The sequence below is a fragment of the Microbacterium capsulatum genome (assembly GCF_030865425.1).
In the GTDB taxonomy this organism is placed as follows: domain Bacteria; phylum Actinomycetota; class Actinomycetes; order Actinomycetales; family Microbacteriaceae; genus Microbacterium; species Microbacterium capsulatum.
Window position 1 is genome coordinate 31,969 of the sequence record NZ_JAVFCB010000015.1, and the last position, 14,993, is coordinate 46,961.

A 14,993-nucleotide genomic window follows, 5' to 3' on the forward strand; every position below is an offset into this window, starting at 1 on the left:
CGTGTCCTGGACCATCGACAACCTCGGGCTGATCCTCGGCCTCGCCGCGGTGCATCTGCGGCAGAGCCTGATCGCGCTCGTGCTCGGGGTCGTCGTCTCGGTGCCGCTCGGATGGGTCGCCTGGCGGTACGGCCTGGTGCGCGGTCCCGTCATCGTGCTCACCGGCCTGCTCTACACGATCCCGTCGCTGGCGCTGCTCATGCTCATGCCGGCGCTCTTCGGCTATTCCGCGATCAGCGAGTCCAACCTCGTGATCGCCCTCACGATCTACAACGTCGCGATCCTGGTCCGCTCGGTCGCCGACGGGCTCGACTCCGTCGACGCCGACATACGCCGGGCCGCGACCGCGATGGGCTACGGATCCGGCCGCCGGTTCTGGACCGTGGAGCTGCCGCTCGCGGGTCCGGTGATCCTCGCCGGCGTCCGCGTCGCCGCGGTGAGCACGATCGCGCTCGCCACCGTCGGCATCCTCATCGGAGTGACCAACCTGGGCTACCTCTTCACGAACGGGCTCGACCGCCGGTTCATCGAGGAGGTCTTCGCCGGCGTCCTCGCCGTGGTCATCCTCGCGCTCCTCATCGACGGGCTCCTCGTGGTGCTCGGGCGGGTGCTGATGCCGTGGAACCGCGCCACGAAGTCGCGGGCACGGCGGTCGGGCTCCGCCGTCGCGGCAGGAGGTGCCGCATGAACCTCTTCCTCGACGCGATCCGCTGGATCCTCGCCCCCGCGCAGTGGACCGGCACCTACGCCCTGCCGACGCTGCTCGCGCAGCATCTGCTCTACACGGTCGCGTCCGTCCTCGTCGCGGCGCTGATCGCCGTCCCCGCCGGATGGCTCATCGGGCACACCGGGCGCGGGCGCGAGGTCGCCGTGGCGATCTCGGGCGCGGCACGGGCGATCCCGTCCTTCGGCCTGCTGATCCTGCTCGTGCTGCTCTTCGGTGTGCTGCAGGTGCCCGCCGCGGGGCTCGTCACGTTCGTGCTGCTCGCGATCCCCTCGCTGCTCGCCGGTGCCTACACCGGGATCGAGGCGATCGAGCCGCGGGTGATCGACGCCGCCCGGGCCATGGGCATGACGCCGTGGCAGGTGTTCTGGAAGGTCGAGTTCCCGCTCGGACTGCCGCTGCTCGTCGGGGGTCTGCGCGCCGGGACCCTGCAGGTGATCGCGACCGTCACGATCGCCGGCTGGGTGAACCTCGGCGGCCTCGGCTTCCCGATCATCCAGGGCATCCAGTTGAACCGGTTCGACCAGGTGCTCGCCGGAGCCCTGCTGGTCGCCGTGCTCGCCCTCATCGTCGACCTGCTGTTCGCGATCGCCCAGCGCGCCGCCGTTCCCGCCGGGGTGCGCGCTGCGGGCGGCGGCCGCACCGAGACCGAAGCCCGTCCCCGCGCCTTGCGCCCGGCACGCACCTGATCCGGCGCCTCCCGACTTTCCCGCACCCCAGTCCGCCCCAGAGAGGAACACCATGTTCACCGCTCGCATCACCCGCATCGCTGCCGCAGCAACGGCCGCGGTCGCCGTCGCGCTGGCCCTCAGCGCATGCAGCTCCAGCAACCCGCTCGCCCAGCCGACGGCGACCGGGGGATCCGGCTCGTCCGGCACGATCGTGGTCGGCTCGCAGGCCTACTACTCGAACGAGATCATCGCCGAGATCTACGCGCAGGCGCTCGAGAAGGCCGGCATGACCGTCAAGCGCCAGTTCAACATCGGTCAGCGCGACGCGTACATGCCCGAGGTGAAGTCGGGGGCGATCAACCTGTTCCCCGAGTACACCGGGAACCTGCTCGAGTACCTCGGCGGAAAGGCCGGCACGAACAGCCCCGACGACGTCTACGCGGCCCTGAAGAAGGCGCTGCCGTCGAGCCTCACGGCCCTCGACTACGCCAAGGCCGCCGACCAGGACACCTACACCGTGACCAAGGCCAACGCCGACAAGTACGGTCTGTCCTCGATCGCCGACCTGAACAAGATGCCCGGAACGGTGACGGTCGGCGCCGCCCCCGAGTTCGAGAAGCGCCCCTACGGCCCCGCCGCCGCGAAGACGGTCTACGGCGTGAACCTGGCGTTCTCCGCGACCGGGCAGACGACGCTCGAGGCCCTGCAGGCCGGCACCGTGCAGGTCGCCGACATCTACACGGCCGACCCCGCGTTCGAGAAGGGCGACCTCGTGGCGTTGAAGGATCCGAAGAACCTGATCCTGTCGTCGAACGTCGTCCCGATCGCGAGCGCGAACATCGCCGACAAGATCTCGAAGACGATCAACGCGGTCAGCGCCAAGCTCACCACGGCCGAGCTCGTGAAGCTCAACGTGCAGAGCACGGTCGACAAGAAGCAGCCCGCCGACATCGCCAAGGCCTGGCTGAAGGCCCAGGGGCTCAGCTGAGGTCGGATCGGGGTCGTTGAGCGAGGACGCCGGAGGCGACCGAGACGAAACGCGGTGACGGGCGGGCGACCGCGTTTCGTCTCGCTCCTCGCTGCGCTCGGGGCTCGCTCAACGGCCCGGGGATGGCGGCCTATCCGAGGTGCCGCGCGAAGAACCGCCCGGCGTCCTCGCCACTCGGCTGTCCCCTATCGGGGTCGTTGAGCGAGGACGCCGGAGGCGACCGAGACGAAACGCGGTGACCTGTGGGCGACCGCGTTCGTCTCGCTCCTCGCTGCGCTCGTGGCTCGCTCAACGACCCCGGGGATGGCGGCCTATCCGAGGTGCCGCGCGAAGAACCGCCCGGCGTCCTCGCCGGCCCACACCGGGACACCGGTGTGTCCGCCTAGGTTGGCCTGCAGGGTCTTCTCCGCGGATCCGAACGCGTCGAACACGTCGAGCGCCCGCTGCCGGTCGTTGCCCTCGTCGTCCCACTGCAGCAGGACGTGCACCGGGATCGTGACCCGCCGGGCCTCGTCGAACATGCGCAGCGGCACGTAGCTGCCGGCGAAGAGCCCGGCCGCCACGATGCGCGGTTCGATCGCCGCGAGCCGGATCCCGATCGCGAGCACCCCGCCGGAGTAGGCGACCGGGCCGCCGATCTCGGGCAGCGCGAGCACCGCGTCCAGGGCCGTCCGCCACTCCGGGACCGCCCTGTCGACGAGCGGCAGCACCAGTCGATCGATGACGTCCTCGTCCGGACGAAGGCCGGCATCCAGCGCCTGCCAGAGCTCCGCCCTGGCGCTCTCGAGGTCGGGCAGCGCCGGCCGGGCGCCGTTGCCCGGCAGCTCGATCGCGACGGAGGCGAAGCCGAGTTCGGCCGCGGCGCGGGCGCGCCCGTCGAGTCGGGGGCGCATCCGGGCGAGCCCTGGCCCGCTCGGATGGCCGAGCAGGATCAGCGGGACGGGTGCGGATGCGGAGGCGGATCCGGGCGTCCAGAGGATGCCGGGGATCTCACCGAGGAGGAAGTCGCGCTCGACGATGCCGTCGTCGCGATGCGTGGTGGAGGTGATGTTCATGGTCGTGCCTTTCGGGAGTACGCAATCACGGCGCTCCCGGGCGACCTATCGCCCGACCGTGACCTCGCTGAGGAGCACCCACGTCGTTTCGTTCACGGGGACCACCTCCTCTTCCTGCCACACGGCGTAGGCGACCGTAGCACTTCCCGGTGGTGTCGTCGAGCGCCATCCCGCGGCGGCAGCGATGCGCGACCGGATCCGGTTCGGGATGGATCGCCCTGGATGTGCTTCCAGAGATGGATTCCGCTGCTCCGAGCGCGCTGGGCGCGGCGAAATCCATCTCCGTGCCCAGGGCGCTGCGTCGGGAGATGGAAAACGCTGCTCGGTCGGCGGCCCGAGCAGCGAAACCCATCCCCCACCCGGGTGTGCGAGCCGCGCAGTTCGATGCTGCGGTCGGGCCTTTCGATGGTACGGGACGGGTCGGCGGCGCTGACCCCGGCCGTGCCGCCTCAGTCCAGCGCGCTCATCACGTGCTTGATGCGGGTGTAGTCGTCGAAGCCGTACTGTGACAGATCCTTGCCGTAGCCGGAGTGCTTGAACCCGCCGTGCGGCATGTCCGAGACGAACGGGATGTGCGTGTTGATCCACACGCAGCCGAAGTCGAGGTCGCGGGAGAACCGCAGCGAGCGGGCGTGGTCCTTCGTCCACACCGATGCCGCCAGGGCGTAGGGCACGCCGTTCGCGTAGCCGAGGGCCTCGTCGTCGTCCTCGAACGACTGCACCGTGAGGACCGGGCCGAAGATCTCGCTCTGCACGGCCTCGTCGTGCTGCCGCATGCCCGAGACGATCGTCGGCTCGAAGAAGTACCCGACCTCGCCCTGGCGGCGGCCGCCGGTCTCGATCCGCGCGTGCGCGGGCAGCCGGTCCACGAAGCCCTGCACCTGAGCGAGCTGTGCGGCGCTCGACAGCGGACCGTAGAACACGCCCTCCTCGCGGGGGCCGCCGGTGCGGGCGTGGGTGCGCACCCGCTCGACCAGCGCGCGGATCAGCTTGTCGTGCACCGAGGCGTGCACGATCACCCGGGTCGCGGCCGTGCAGTCCTGGCCGGCGTTGAAGAACGCACCGGTCACGATGCCCGCCGCGGCCTTCTCGATCGACGCGTCGGGGAACACGATCGCGGGGGCCTTGCCGCCGAGCTCGAGGTGCACGCGCTTCACATCGGAGGCGGCCGACTCCGCCACCGCCATGCCGGCGCGGACGGATCCCGTGATCGCGACCATCTGCGGTGTCCGGTGCGCGACCAGGGCCGCGCCCGTCTCCCGATCGCCGAGGACCACGTTGAGCGTGCCGGCGGGGGTGTGCTCGGCCACGATCTCCGCGAGCAGCAGGGTGGTCAGCGGCGTCGCCTCGGCCGGCTTCAGCACGATCGTGTTGCCGGCGGCCAGCGCCGGGGCGATCTTCCACACGGCCATGTTGAGCGGGTAGTTCCACGGCGTGACCTGGCCGATCACGCCGACCGGCTCGCGGCGCACGTACGAGGTGTGCCCGGCCATGTACTCCGCGGCCGCGCGGCCCTCGAGGCTGCGGGCGGCGCCGGCGAAGAAGCGCAGCTGGTCGACGGACTGGTCGATCTCGTCGGCCACGAGGCTCGCCCGGGGCTTGCCGGTGTCCTGCGATTCGAGGTCCGCGAACTCGTCGGCGCGGGCGGCCATCGCGTCGGCGATCCGGAACAGCGCGAGCTGCCGCTCGGCGGGCGTCGTGTCGCGCCAGAGCGGGAAGGCCGTGGCAGCGGCGGCGTAGGCGGCGTCGACGTCGCTCCGATCCGAGATCGGCGCCTGGCCGTACACCTGCTCGGTGGCCGGGTCGACGAGGTCCATGCGGCCCTCGCCGCGGGCGGCGACGTACCGGCCGCCGATGAAGTTCTGCAACAGCGTGGTCTGCATGCGGAACAACCTACGTGAGATCCCACGAAATCGAAAGAAATGTGGATCCGAATCTGCGAAATCAGTTGCAGAGGATAGTTGATGGTGTCAGGATCGTCGCATGAGCGAGAAGCCCAAGGCGCCGGTGCTGGACGATGTCTCGAAGCGGATCATCGAGCTGCTGCAGGAGGACGGTCGCCGTCCCTACGCCGAGATCGGTCGCGCGGTCGGCCTCAGCGAGGCCGCCGTGCGTCAGCGCGTGCAGCGCCTCACCGACAGTGGCATCGTGCAGATCGTCGCCGTGACCGATCCGCGCCAGCTCGGCTTCTCCCGCATGGCCATGCTCGGGATCCGCGTCGAGGGGGATCCGCGGATCGTCGCCGAGGAGATCGCGCGCATCCCCGCCATCGCCTACGTCAACGTGACGCTGGGATCCTTCGACATCCTCGCCGAGGCGATCTGCGAGAGCGACGAGGAACTGCTCGATCTGGTCGCGACGCGGATCCGCCCGATCCCCGGCGTCAAGCACACCGAGTACTTCCTCTACGCGGGTCAGCACAAGGACTTCTACAACTGGGGCACCCGCTGATCCGGAGCCCCGGCACCCCCGCCGCCCGGGCTCGCTGACCGCCCTGGCCCGCCGAACACCGTCGCCGCGGCGACCCCGGCGCGCTGCGCCGAGCCCGGAACCGAACCTCTCCCACCGCACCGGACAAGGAAGTCGCCATGGGAACAACCGTCTTCGAACGACGGCAGCCGAGCGCCTCGGTCATCGAGCGCTCCCTCGAGAGCACGGCGCACGCGCCGTTCTGGCTCGACGACGTCGAGCGCACCGCGTATCCGGCGCTCGCAGGCGGCGTCCGCGCCGACCTCGCGATCGTCGGCGGCGGTTACGCCGGACTCTGGACCGCGATCCGCGCCAAGGAGCGCGACCCGCAGCGCACGGTCGTGCTGCTCGAGGCGAACCGGGTCGGCTGGGCCGCGTCCGGTCGCAACGGCGGCTTCTGCGAGGCGAGCCTGACTCACGGCGAGGAGAACGGTCAGAACCGCTGGCCCGCCGAGATGGAGGCGCTCGAGCGGCTGGGCCTGGAGAATCTCGACGGCATCGAGCAGAGCGTGCAGCGCTACGGCATGGACGTGGACTGGGAGCGAACCGGCCAGCTCGCTCTCGCGGTCGAACCGCACCAGATCGAGTGGATGGCGGGCGAGAACTTCCTCGACCAGGCGGCCGTGCAGGCCGAGGTCGCCTCGCCCACCTACCTCGCCGGATCCTGGAACCGCACGGGCTGCGCGATGGTGCACCCCGCGAAGCTCGCGTTCGAGCTCGCCCGGGTCGCGACCGAGCTCGGCGTGCAGATCTTCGAGCGCACCAGGGTCACGGGGATCCGCGGCAAGGGCCTCCAGACCGTCACGGCGGAGAACGGATCCGTCGTCACGGACCAGGTCGTGCTCGCGACGAACGTGTTCCCGTCGCTGCTCAAGCGCAACCGCCTGATGACCGTCCCCGTCTACGACTACGCGCTGATGACCGAGCCGCTCACGGCCGAGCAGTACGACGCGATCGGCTGGAAGAACCGGCAGGGTCTCGCGGACAGCGCGAACCAGTTCCACTACTACCGGTTGAGCGCCGACAACCGGATCCTGTTCGGCGGCTACGACGCGATCTACCACTTCGGCGGCAAGGTGCGCGAGGAGTACGAGGAGCGCCCGGAGACGTTCCGTACGCTCGCCTCGCACTTCTTCACCACGTTCCCGCAGCTCGAGGGCCTGCAGTTCACGCACCGCTGGGCGGGCGCGATCGACTCGTGCAGCCGGTTCTGCGCCTTCTTCGGCACCGCGCGCGGCGGGCGCGTCGCCTACGCGGCCGGTTTCACCGGGCTCGGCGTCGGCGCCACCCGGTTCGCCGCGGACGTCATGCTCGACGAGCTCGCGGGGCTCACGACCGAGCGCACCCAGCTGGAGATGGTGCGCACGAAGCCGATCCCGTTCCCGCCGGAGCCGGCGGCCTCGATCGGCGTCGGTCTCGTGCGCGCGGCCATGGATCGGGCCGACCACAACGGCGGTCGCCGCAACCTGTTCCTGAAGACGCTCGACGCCGTCGGCATGGGGTTCGACTCGTGACCGCGCTGCCCCTCGCCGGGACGGCCGTGGCCGGCCTCGACCTCGCTCACGCGCCGCTGCCGGCTTCCGACGTGGTCGCGGGCGCGCCGACGACCGCTGTCGCGGTGCTCGACGACACGGGAGACCGTGAGATCGGGATCTGGGAGATGACGCCCGGCACGGCCCGCGACACCGAGGCCGACGAGCTGTTCGTCGTGCTGTCGGGCCGCGCGACGATCGCGTTCGAGGATCCGGCGCTGGCGTCGTTGGAGGTGGGGCCGGGCTCCGTCGTCCGGCTCGCCGAGGGGATGCGCACGGCGTGGACCGTGACCGAGACGCTGCGCAAGGTCTACATCACGTGAGCGTGAGTCGGCAATCGCATCCCGCGCGGGCACGACGGTGACCGTCGCCCGGCTAGCCTCAGGGGATGACCTTCTATGCGTACGACGCGGCCGTCGACAGTGACGGGATCCGCCGCGAGCTCCTCCCGATTGACCGGTTCGGTGATGCGGCACCATCGTCCGCCGGCACAGCGGGGGAGGCTGCCGCGTGAGCGTGCACCTCATCGGCGGCGGTGCGACGACGACCGCGGACGCCGCTCTCCATGCACCGTTCGTCACTGAAGCGCTGGTGCGCGCGTCCCACACGGGCCGCGCCCGGCCGCGCATCGCCGTGATCTCGCTGCACCCCGAGGCCGAGGAGAAGGCGGCGGCGCTCGGCGAGCTCCTGACCGAGGCCGGAACAGGACAAGCCCTCGAGCTGCACCTCACCGCGGGGCGGCCGGGCGAGCCGATCGGGCTCGATGCGATCGCCGACGTCGACGGCATCGCGGTGGGCGGCGGCAACGTCGAGACCGTGCGCGCCGGGCTCGAGCCGGTGTTCGACGAGGTGCGCCGGCTGGTCGCCGACGGTGTGCCCTACCTCGGTGTCTCGGCCGGCGCGATGATCGCGGCGGAGGGCTCGCTCGGCAGCGGCGCCCGTATCGGTGGCGTGGCGGTCTCCCCCGAGGATCCCGCGGAGCCGGGCGATGAGCTGGAGATCGAGGTCGGCATCGGCCTCGTCGACGTGGCCATCGAGGTGCATGTGGCCCAGCGGGGCGTGCTGTCCCGCCTGGTCGCCGCCGTCGAGTCCGGGCTGATCGCCGGTGCGCTCGGCATCGACGAGCGCACGGCCCTGATCGTGGACGATGGCGCGCTCCGGGTCGAGGGCACGGGCAGTGTCTGGCGGGTGCTTCCGGCCGAGGGCGGCGTGCTGGTCTCGACGATCGGCACGTGAGAGCGCCCGCGAAGTCCTGCGACCTCGCGCGAGCCGTGCCGGGAGTTCTTCAGCGCCCGTGCGCGAGCAGGGCCAGGTGCAGGGCCGACAGGGTCTCGCCGTCGTCGAGGTCGGCGCCGAGCAGGTCCGCGATGACGGTGAGGCGCTGGTAGAAGACCGAGCGCGACAGATGCGAGGCGCTCGCCGCCGCGGTGCGATTGCCGGGGTGGGCGACCACGGCGTGCAGCACCCGGATGAGGTCGCCGCCGGTCGCGTCGTCGTGCCGGATCAGAGGTGCGAGCAGCCGCGCGCTGTGCTCCTGCAGGCGGTGGTCGCCGCTGAGCTCCGCGGCGAGGCGCGCGAGCGGGCGATCCGCGACGCGCAGCAGCTCACCCGGACCGGCCTGCCGTGCCAGGCGGCGGACGGCCGGCAGCGCCGCGAGCAGCTCGGCGACAGTCTCGGCGGGATCGCTGACCGCGCCGGATCCGAGGTCCGCGACGAGAGGATCGGGGAGGGGGGATCCGGCGGGAACGGACGCGAGCAGGATCCGCTCCGTGTCGATGGTCGCGGAAAGGATCCGGGTCTCGCCGATCGGCAGGGGGAGGGATCCGACCCGGGTCGCTGAGGCTGTCGAAGCGCCCGGACGGCGCGGGGTCCCTTCGACGGGCTCAGGGACCGAAGAGCCCACCGCCGCGTACAGCGCGCGCCCGTGCACGGGGAAGCCCGACGCCTCCAGGCGCGCCTCGATGTCGGCCACCGCGACGAACCGCTCGCCGATCACCGCGGCGACCAGCCCGTCGGCGCGCAGCCGGGCCCAGGCGCCGTCGCCGTCGGCCAGGCGTGACAGCGCGAGCGCGGTTGCGGCCTGCTCGAGCACGGTCGCGCGTCCCCCAGGATGCGGCGGCCCGGGCAATGCCACGAGCTCTCCCCAGCGCGAGCCCCGGGCCGCGACCGGGACTCGGGTCCAGGTCTCCGGCAGGCGCCGCGACCGCCGCGTCCAGTCCGCGAGCACCTCGGCCTCGGCGGCGTCGAAGGTGTCGGCCACCACGACTTCGTGCGCGAGGTCCTCGAGCACGACTGGCGCCCGCAGCGCCCGCGCCGTCTCCCGGACGACCACCTCGATCGGGGCGCCGCGCAGGCTCAGTCCGGTGAACAGGTCGTGAAGCCGCTGTCGTTCCTGCAGTGCCTCGACCTGCCCGGCGATGATCCGGCGGTGCACCTCCTCGGTCACCGCGACGAACTTCACCTCGCGGTCCAGCGTCACCAGCGCGAGGTCCCGCGCGCGGCAGGCGGCCAGGAGCGCGGGCGGGGCCACCGTGAACCGCGTGCCGAGCTCGAGCACGATCCCGGCGACGCCGGCGTCGGCCAACTCGTCGACGAGCCGCGTCAGGGGGTCCGCCGCCCCGGGCCAGCTCGCGCCGGTCGTGAGCAGCAGCTCGCCGCCGTTCAGCAGCGGCGCCACGCGGTCGCTGTCCGAGACGTGCACCCACCGCACCGGGACGTCCACGGATCCGGCGAGCAGTTCTGGCAGGCCGGCCTGCAGCGAAGCCACCCCGAGGGCGTCGGCGACGGTCGGCAGGCCGGGTTCATACGCGTCCGGACGATCTGTCCGGTCACTGGTGAAGTCCAGACGATCTGAGGGCACGGATCCATCCTCTCCTTTGCCAGCATGGGAGGGCAAGCGTGCGGACACCTCCGATCAGAGTGTCCGGATCCCCGTCGTAAGTCCGTGAGAAACCCTTTTCGACATGAGACACCACGCCTGGGTTGGTGCCTCATGCAGGATCTGGTTTCTCGCGGACTGCTCAGCCACCAGAACCAGCACCACGACCCGAGGAGCATCACGTGACCGTGATCCGTCACTTCATCAACGGCGCAGACGCCGGCGAGACCGAGCGCACCGCGCCCGTCTACAACCCCGCCACGGGCGAGGCCCACCGGCAGGTCGCCCTGGCCTCTGCCGCCGAGACTGGGCAGGCCGTCGCCGCGGCCGCCGCCGCCCTGCCCGCCTGGCGGGAGACGAGCCTGATCAAGCGCGCCGACGTGTTCTTCCGCCTGCGTCAGATCCTCGCCGAGCGCACCCCGGAGATCGCGGCCCTCGTCACGAGCGAGCACGGAAAGGTGCTCTCCGACGCGGCGGGCGAGGTCTCCCGCGGCATCGAGAACGTCGAGTTCGCCGCCGGCCTCGTGCACCTGCTCAAGGGCGAGCACGCCGAGCAGGTCGCGCGCGGCGTCGACGTGCACTCTGTCAAGCAGCCGGTCGGCGTCGTCGCCTGCATCACCCCGTTCAACTTCCCGGTGATGGTGCCGCTGTGGATGGTCGCCTCCGCGATCGCGTGCGGCAACACCGTCGTGCTCAAGCCGAGCGAGAAGGATCCGTCCGCGGCGATCTGGCTCGCGAAGGCGTTCCAGGAGGCGGGCCTGCCGGACGGCGTGCTCAACGTCGTCAACGGCGACAAGGTCGCGGTCGACGCCCTGCTCGACGCGCCCCAGGTCAAGGCCGTGAGCTTCGTCGGATCCACCCCGATCGCCCAGGCGATCTACGAGCGCGCCTCCGCCAACGGCAAGCGCGTGCAGGCCCTCGGCGGCGCGAAGAACCACATGGTCGTCATGCCCGACGCCGACATCGACGGGGCCGCGGCGGCCGCTGTCTCCGCCGCCTACGGCTCCGCGGGCGAACGCTGCATGGCCGTCTCGGTCCTCGTCGCCGTGGGCGATGTCGCCGATCCCCTCATCGCCTCGATCACGGAGAAGGTCGCGGGTCTGCGCATCGGCGCCGGCACCGACGCCGCGAGCGAGATGGGCCCGCTGGTCACCCGCGAGCACCGCGACCGCGTCGAGTCGTATGTGACGGGTGCTGCGGCCGAGGGCGCCACGGTGCTCATCGACGGCACGCGCAGGATCGCGGCGGGAGAACGTCTCGATGAGAACGGCTTCTTCACCGGGATCAGCCTGATCGACGACGTCAAGCCCGGCATGAAGTTGTACGAGGACGAGATCTTCGGCCCGGTGCTGTCGGTCGTCCGCGTCGACAGCTACGCCGAGGCGGTCGACCTGATCAACGCGCACCAGTTCGGCAACGGCACCGCGATCTTCACCCGCGACGGCGGTACCGCCCGCCAGTTCGAGTTCGACATCGAGGTCGGCATGGTCGGCGTGAACGTGCCGATCCCCGTGCCGATCGGGGCGTTCTCGTTCGGCGGCTGGAAGGCCAGCCTGTTCGGCGACTCGCACATCTACGGCCCCGAGTCGATCCACTTCTACACGCGCTCGAAGGTCGTCACCACCCGCTGGCCCGACCACACCCCGGCGCAGGTCGACCTCGGCTTCCCGAGCAACCACTGACACCGAAGGGACCGAAGATCATGACCGTCGCCACCGACGCCGCCGCTCTCACCGATCGCCAGGGGCTCATCGATCGGTTCGGCACCGTGCACGCGCTCCCGGCCCCCGAGGCCGAGGCGCAGGTGCGCGCCGACGACCGCGGGCACGTGTTCCACTCGTGGAGTGCGCAGGCCCTCATCGACCCGATGCCGATCGCCGCGGGCGAGGGCTCCACGTTCTGGGACTACCAGGGCAACGCCTATCTGGACTTCTCCAGCCAGCTGGTGAACCTCAACCTCGGGCATCAGCAGCCCGACCTCGTCGCCGCGATCCAGCAGCAGGCCGGACGTCTCGCGACGATCCAGCCGTCGATCGCGAACGACGTGCGCGGCGAGCTCGCCCGGCTCATCGCCGAGGTCTCGCCCGAAGGCATGGAGAAGGTGTTCTTCACGAACGGCGGTGCCGACGCCAACGAGAACGCGGTGCGCATGGCGCGCTCCGTCACCGGGCGCCGCAAGGTGCTGTCGATGTACCGCAGCTATCACGGCTCCACGGCGACGGCGATCTCGATGACCGGCGACCCGCGGCGCTGGGCGAACGACGCCGTCGACACCGGCACGGTGCGCTTCTTCGGGCCGTACCTGTACCGCTCGGCGTTCCACTCGACGACCCTCGCCGAGGAGTCGCAGCGCGCGCTCGCGCACCTCGAGCAGGTGATCCAGCTCGAGGGCCCGTCGACGATCGCCGCGATCATCATCGAGACCGTCGTCGGCACGAACGGCGTGCTCGTGCCGCCGCCCGGCTACCTGCAGGGCGTGCGCGAGCTGTGCGACCGGTACGGCATCGTCTACATCGCCGACGAGGTCATGGTCGGCTTCGGCCGGCTGGGCGAGTGGTTCGGCATCGACGCGTTCGACGCGAAGCCCGACCTGATCACCTTCGCGAAGGGCGTGAACTCGGGGTATGTGCCGCTCGGCGGCGTCGTCATCTCCGACCGGATCGCGCACGCGTTCGACACCGTCCCGTTCGCCGGCGGGCTCACCTACTCGGGGCACCCGCTCGCGTGCGCCGCGGGCGTCGCGACGTTCGAGGTGTTCCGCCGCGACGGGATCCTGGAGCACGTGCGCGACCTCGGATCCCGGATCGTCTCGCCGACCCTGCAGGGCTGGCTCGAGAAGCACCCGAGCGTCGGAGAGGTGCGCGGGCAGGGCCTGTTCTGGGCGGTCGAGCTCGTGCGTTCGGCCGAGACGCGGGAGCCGCTCGTGCCGTTCAATGCGGCCGGCGCCGAGGCTGCGCCGATGGGCGCGTTCGTCGCGGCGGCGAAGAAGGGCGGCGTCTGGCCGTTCGTGCACTTCAACCGCACGCACATCGCCCCGCCGCTCGTGATCACCGAGGACGAGCTCGTCCGTGGCCTCGCCGCGATCGACGTCGCTCTGAGCGTGGCGGACGAGTACACCGACTGAGGCCTGTCGCTGGGACGCACGACGCGGGTCCCGCACCGGACTCGTTCCGGGCGGGCCCCGCTGCCGTGGGCTGCGCTCTCCCGTTCGCGCTGCGCTCTCCCGTTCGCGCTGCGCTCTCCCGTTCGCGCTGCGCTCTCCCGTTCGCGCTGCGCTCTCCCGGACGCGCTGCTGAATCCCGGACGCGCTGTGGATAGTGGTGGTGTTATGTCTCAGGACATCGGTGACGGTTCTGTATCAGGACATCGGTGACAGTTCTGGGGGTCTTGGTGGTGACACTTCTCGGCTCAGATTGAGCGGTGTCGAAGAATGAACCTGTTGATGCGCGTGTCCGTCTCGCGATCTCTCGTTGGCCTGCGGATGCTCCGCGTGGGGCGGTGACGTCGTTTTGTCGAGAGCACGAGATCTCGCGGAAGACGTTCTATGTGCTGCTCGCTCGTGCGCGGGAGAAGGGCCCGGCGGCGGTGCTGGAGCCGCAGTCTCGTCGTCCGTCCGCGTCGCCGGCGAAGATCGGCGAGGAGGTGAAGCGGAGCGCGCTGGACGTGCGGGCAGCGCTGGAGCGATCCGGGCTCGACTACGGGCCGATCAGCGTGCACGACAAGATGACATCGATGGGATTCACGACCCCGTCGATCGCCTCACTCGCACGGATCTTCCGCGAAGCGGGCGTCGCCCGGGTGGAGCCAAAGAAGAAGCCGCGGTCCGCGTTCCGACGGTTCGTGTATCCCGCTCCGAACGCGTGCTGGCAACTCGATGCGACCGAGTACGTCCTCGCGGGCGGACGGACCTGCGTGATCTTCCAGCTCACCGATGATCATGCTCGTCTCGCGGTCGCGTCGCATGTCGCGAGGGCGGAGACGAGCAAGGGCGCGGTCACGGTGATGGAGAAGGGGATCGCCCGGCATGGGGTCCCGCAGCGGCTCCTCACGGATAACGGTGCCGCATTGAACCCGCACCGCCGCGGCATCGTCAGTCAGCTCGTCGCCTACGTGAGCACGCTCGGCGTCGTCGCGATCACCGGGAAGCCCGGGCACCCCATGACCCAGGGCAAGAACGAGCGATTCCACCAGACCCTGTTCCGATGGTTGGACAAGCAGCCCCTCGCCGGGACGATCGAGGAACTCCAACATCTCGTGGACCGGTTCGACGTGATCTACAACACCGAGCGCCCGCACCAGGCGCTTCCCGGTCGGAGCACCCCGCAACAGGCCTGGGACGCGACACCGAAAGCTCCCGCGCCAGAGCCAGACCCTGACGCTGCCACCCATCCCGGGGCGACTGGAGATGCCGTCCGGATCGTCCGCACGCACGGCGACATCAGCATCCGCGGCACCACATTCCAACTCGGGAACGAGTTCGCCGGCACTCAAGTCCACGCGATCTGGAACCCCGCCCTGATCATGATCTTCGACGAGCGCGGCACCCTCATCATCGAACACCCCTGGCCACAACCCGGCACCCGCTACGTCGGCAACGGCAGACCCCGAGGATCGGCCCCCAGAAGACGCCCACTGTCACCGATGTCCTGAGACACCAACTGTCACCGATGTCCTGA

The 14,993-nt window shown here is 70.7% G+C and carries 14 protein-coding genes; 11 read left to right on the plus strand and 3 right to left on the minus strand.

Annotated features, from left to right (window positions below):
* Position 1 precedes the first annotated feature (1 nt).
* From RBR11_RS17970 to RBR11_RS17980, 3 genes are read left to right on the plus strand one after another with little or no spacing between them, the layout of a single operon-like run.
* Entirely contained in the window at positions 2–688 is a 687-nt protein-coding gene (locus RBR11_RS17970) for an ABC transporter permease (protein WP_308490759.1), read from the plus strand.
* The gene (locus RBR11_RS17975; protein WP_308490760.1) at positions 685–1,413 is read left to right on the plus strand and encodes an ABC transporter permease; all 729 of its coding nucleotides are present in this window, start codon (positions 685–687) and stop codon (positions 1,411–1,413) included. Before RBR11_RS17970 ends, RBR11_RS17975 begins: the two co-directional genes overlap by 4 nt.
* A 52-nt stretch (positions 1,414–1,465) precedes the next feature.
* Positions 1,466–2,383, plus strand: coding sequence for an ABC transporter substrate-binding protein (locus tag RBR11_RS17980; RefSeq protein ID WP_308490761.1), 918 nt, complete (start codon positions 1,466–1,468; stop codon positions 2,381–2,383).
* A gap of 311 nt (positions 2,384–2,694) precedes the next feature.
* Here RBR11_RS17980 and RBR11_RS17985 read toward each other — a convergent pair whose 3' ends face one another.
* Positions 2,695–3,438, minus strand: a complete 744-nt coding sequence (locus RBR11_RS17985; RefSeq protein ID WP_308490762.1) for a dienelactone hydrolase family protein — start codon at positions 3,436–3,438, stop codon at positions 2,695–2,697.
* A gap of 449 nt (positions 3,439–3,887) precedes the next feature.
* On the minus strand, positions 3,888–5,321 hold the full coding sequence (locus RBR11_RS17990; protein WP_308490763.1) for an aminobutyraldehyde dehydrogenase: 1,434 nt from the start codon (positions 5,319–5,321) through the stop codon (positions 3,888–3,890).
* A 100-nt stretch (positions 5,322–5,421) separates the two neighbouring features.
* Between RBR11_RS17990 and RBR11_RS17995 the strand changes: the two genes are divergently transcribed.
* The 5 genes from RBR11_RS17995 to RBR11_RS18015 all read left to right on the plus strand — a co-directional run bounded on the left by RBR11_RS17995 (position 5,422) and on the right by RBR11_RS18015 (position 8,675).
* Positions 5,422–5,889: an Lrp/AsnC family transcriptional regulator gene (locus RBR11_RS17995; RefSeq protein WP_308490764.1), complete on the plus strand. Its 468-nt coding sequence runs from the start codon at positions 5,422–5,424 to the stop codon at positions 5,887–5,889.
* A 137-nt stretch (positions 5,890–6,026) separates the two neighbouring features.
* On the plus strand, positions 6,027–7,421 hold the full coding sequence (locus RBR11_RS18000) for an NAD(P)/FAD-dependent oxidoreductase (RefSeq protein ID WP_308490765.1): 1,395 nt from the start codon (positions 6,027–6,029) through the stop codon (positions 7,419–7,421).
* The gene (locus RBR11_RS18005; protein ID WP_308490766.1) at positions 7,418–7,762 is read left to right on the plus strand and encodes a cupin domain-containing protein; all 345 of its coding nucleotides are present in this window, start codon (positions 7,418–7,420) and stop codon (positions 7,760–7,762) included. Before RBR11_RS18000 ends, RBR11_RS18005 begins: the two co-directional genes overlap by 4 nt.
* A gap of 65 nt (positions 7,763–7,827) precedes the next feature.
* Positions 7,828–7,953: a hypothetical protein gene (locus RBR11_RS18010; protein WP_308490767.1), complete on the plus strand. Its 126-nt coding sequence runs from the start codon at positions 7,828–7,830 to the stop codon at positions 7,951–7,953.
* Entirely contained in the window at positions 7,950–8,675 is a 726-nt protein-coding gene (locus RBR11_RS18015) for a Type 1 glutamine amidotransferase-like domain-containing protein (protein ID WP_308490768.1), read from the plus strand. Before RBR11_RS18010 ends, RBR11_RS18015 begins: the two co-directional genes overlap by 4 nt.
* A gap of 49 nt (positions 8,676–8,724) precedes the next feature.
* Here RBR11_RS18015 and RBR11_RS18020 read toward each other — a convergent pair whose 3' ends face one another.
* Positions 8,725–10,299: a PucR family transcriptional regulator gene (locus RBR11_RS18020; RefSeq protein ID WP_308490769.1), complete on the minus strand. Its 1,575-nt coding sequence runs from the start codon at positions 10,297–10,299 to the stop codon at positions 8,725–8,727.
* 200 nt (positions 10,300–10,499) lie between these two features.
* Here RBR11_RS18020 and RBR11_RS18025 point away from each other — a divergent pair, with 200 nt between their 5' ends.
* The 3 genes from RBR11_RS18025 (at position 10,500) to RBR11_RS18035 (ending at position 14,967) form a co-directional block, all read left to right on the plus strand.
* Positions 10,500–11,999: a CoA-acylating methylmalonate-semialdehyde dehydrogenase gene (locus RBR11_RS18025; RefSeq protein ID WP_308490770.1), complete on the plus strand. Its 1,500-nt coding sequence runs from the start codon at positions 10,500–10,502 to the stop codon at positions 11,997–11,999.
* Between the two features lie 20 nt (positions 12,000–12,019).
* Entirely contained in the window at positions 12,020–13,441 is a 1,422-nt protein-coding gene (locus tag RBR11_RS18030) for an aspartate aminotransferase family protein (protein ID WP_308490771.1), read from the plus strand.
* Positions 13,442–13,737: 296 nt separating this feature from the next.
* Positions 13,738–14,967: an integrase core domain-containing protein gene (locus RBR11_RS18035; protein WP_419956798.1), complete on the plus strand. Its 1,230-nt coding sequence runs from the start codon at positions 13,738–13,740 to the stop codon at positions 14,965–14,967.
* The last annotated feature ends 26 nt before the right edge of the window (positions 14,968–14,993 follow it).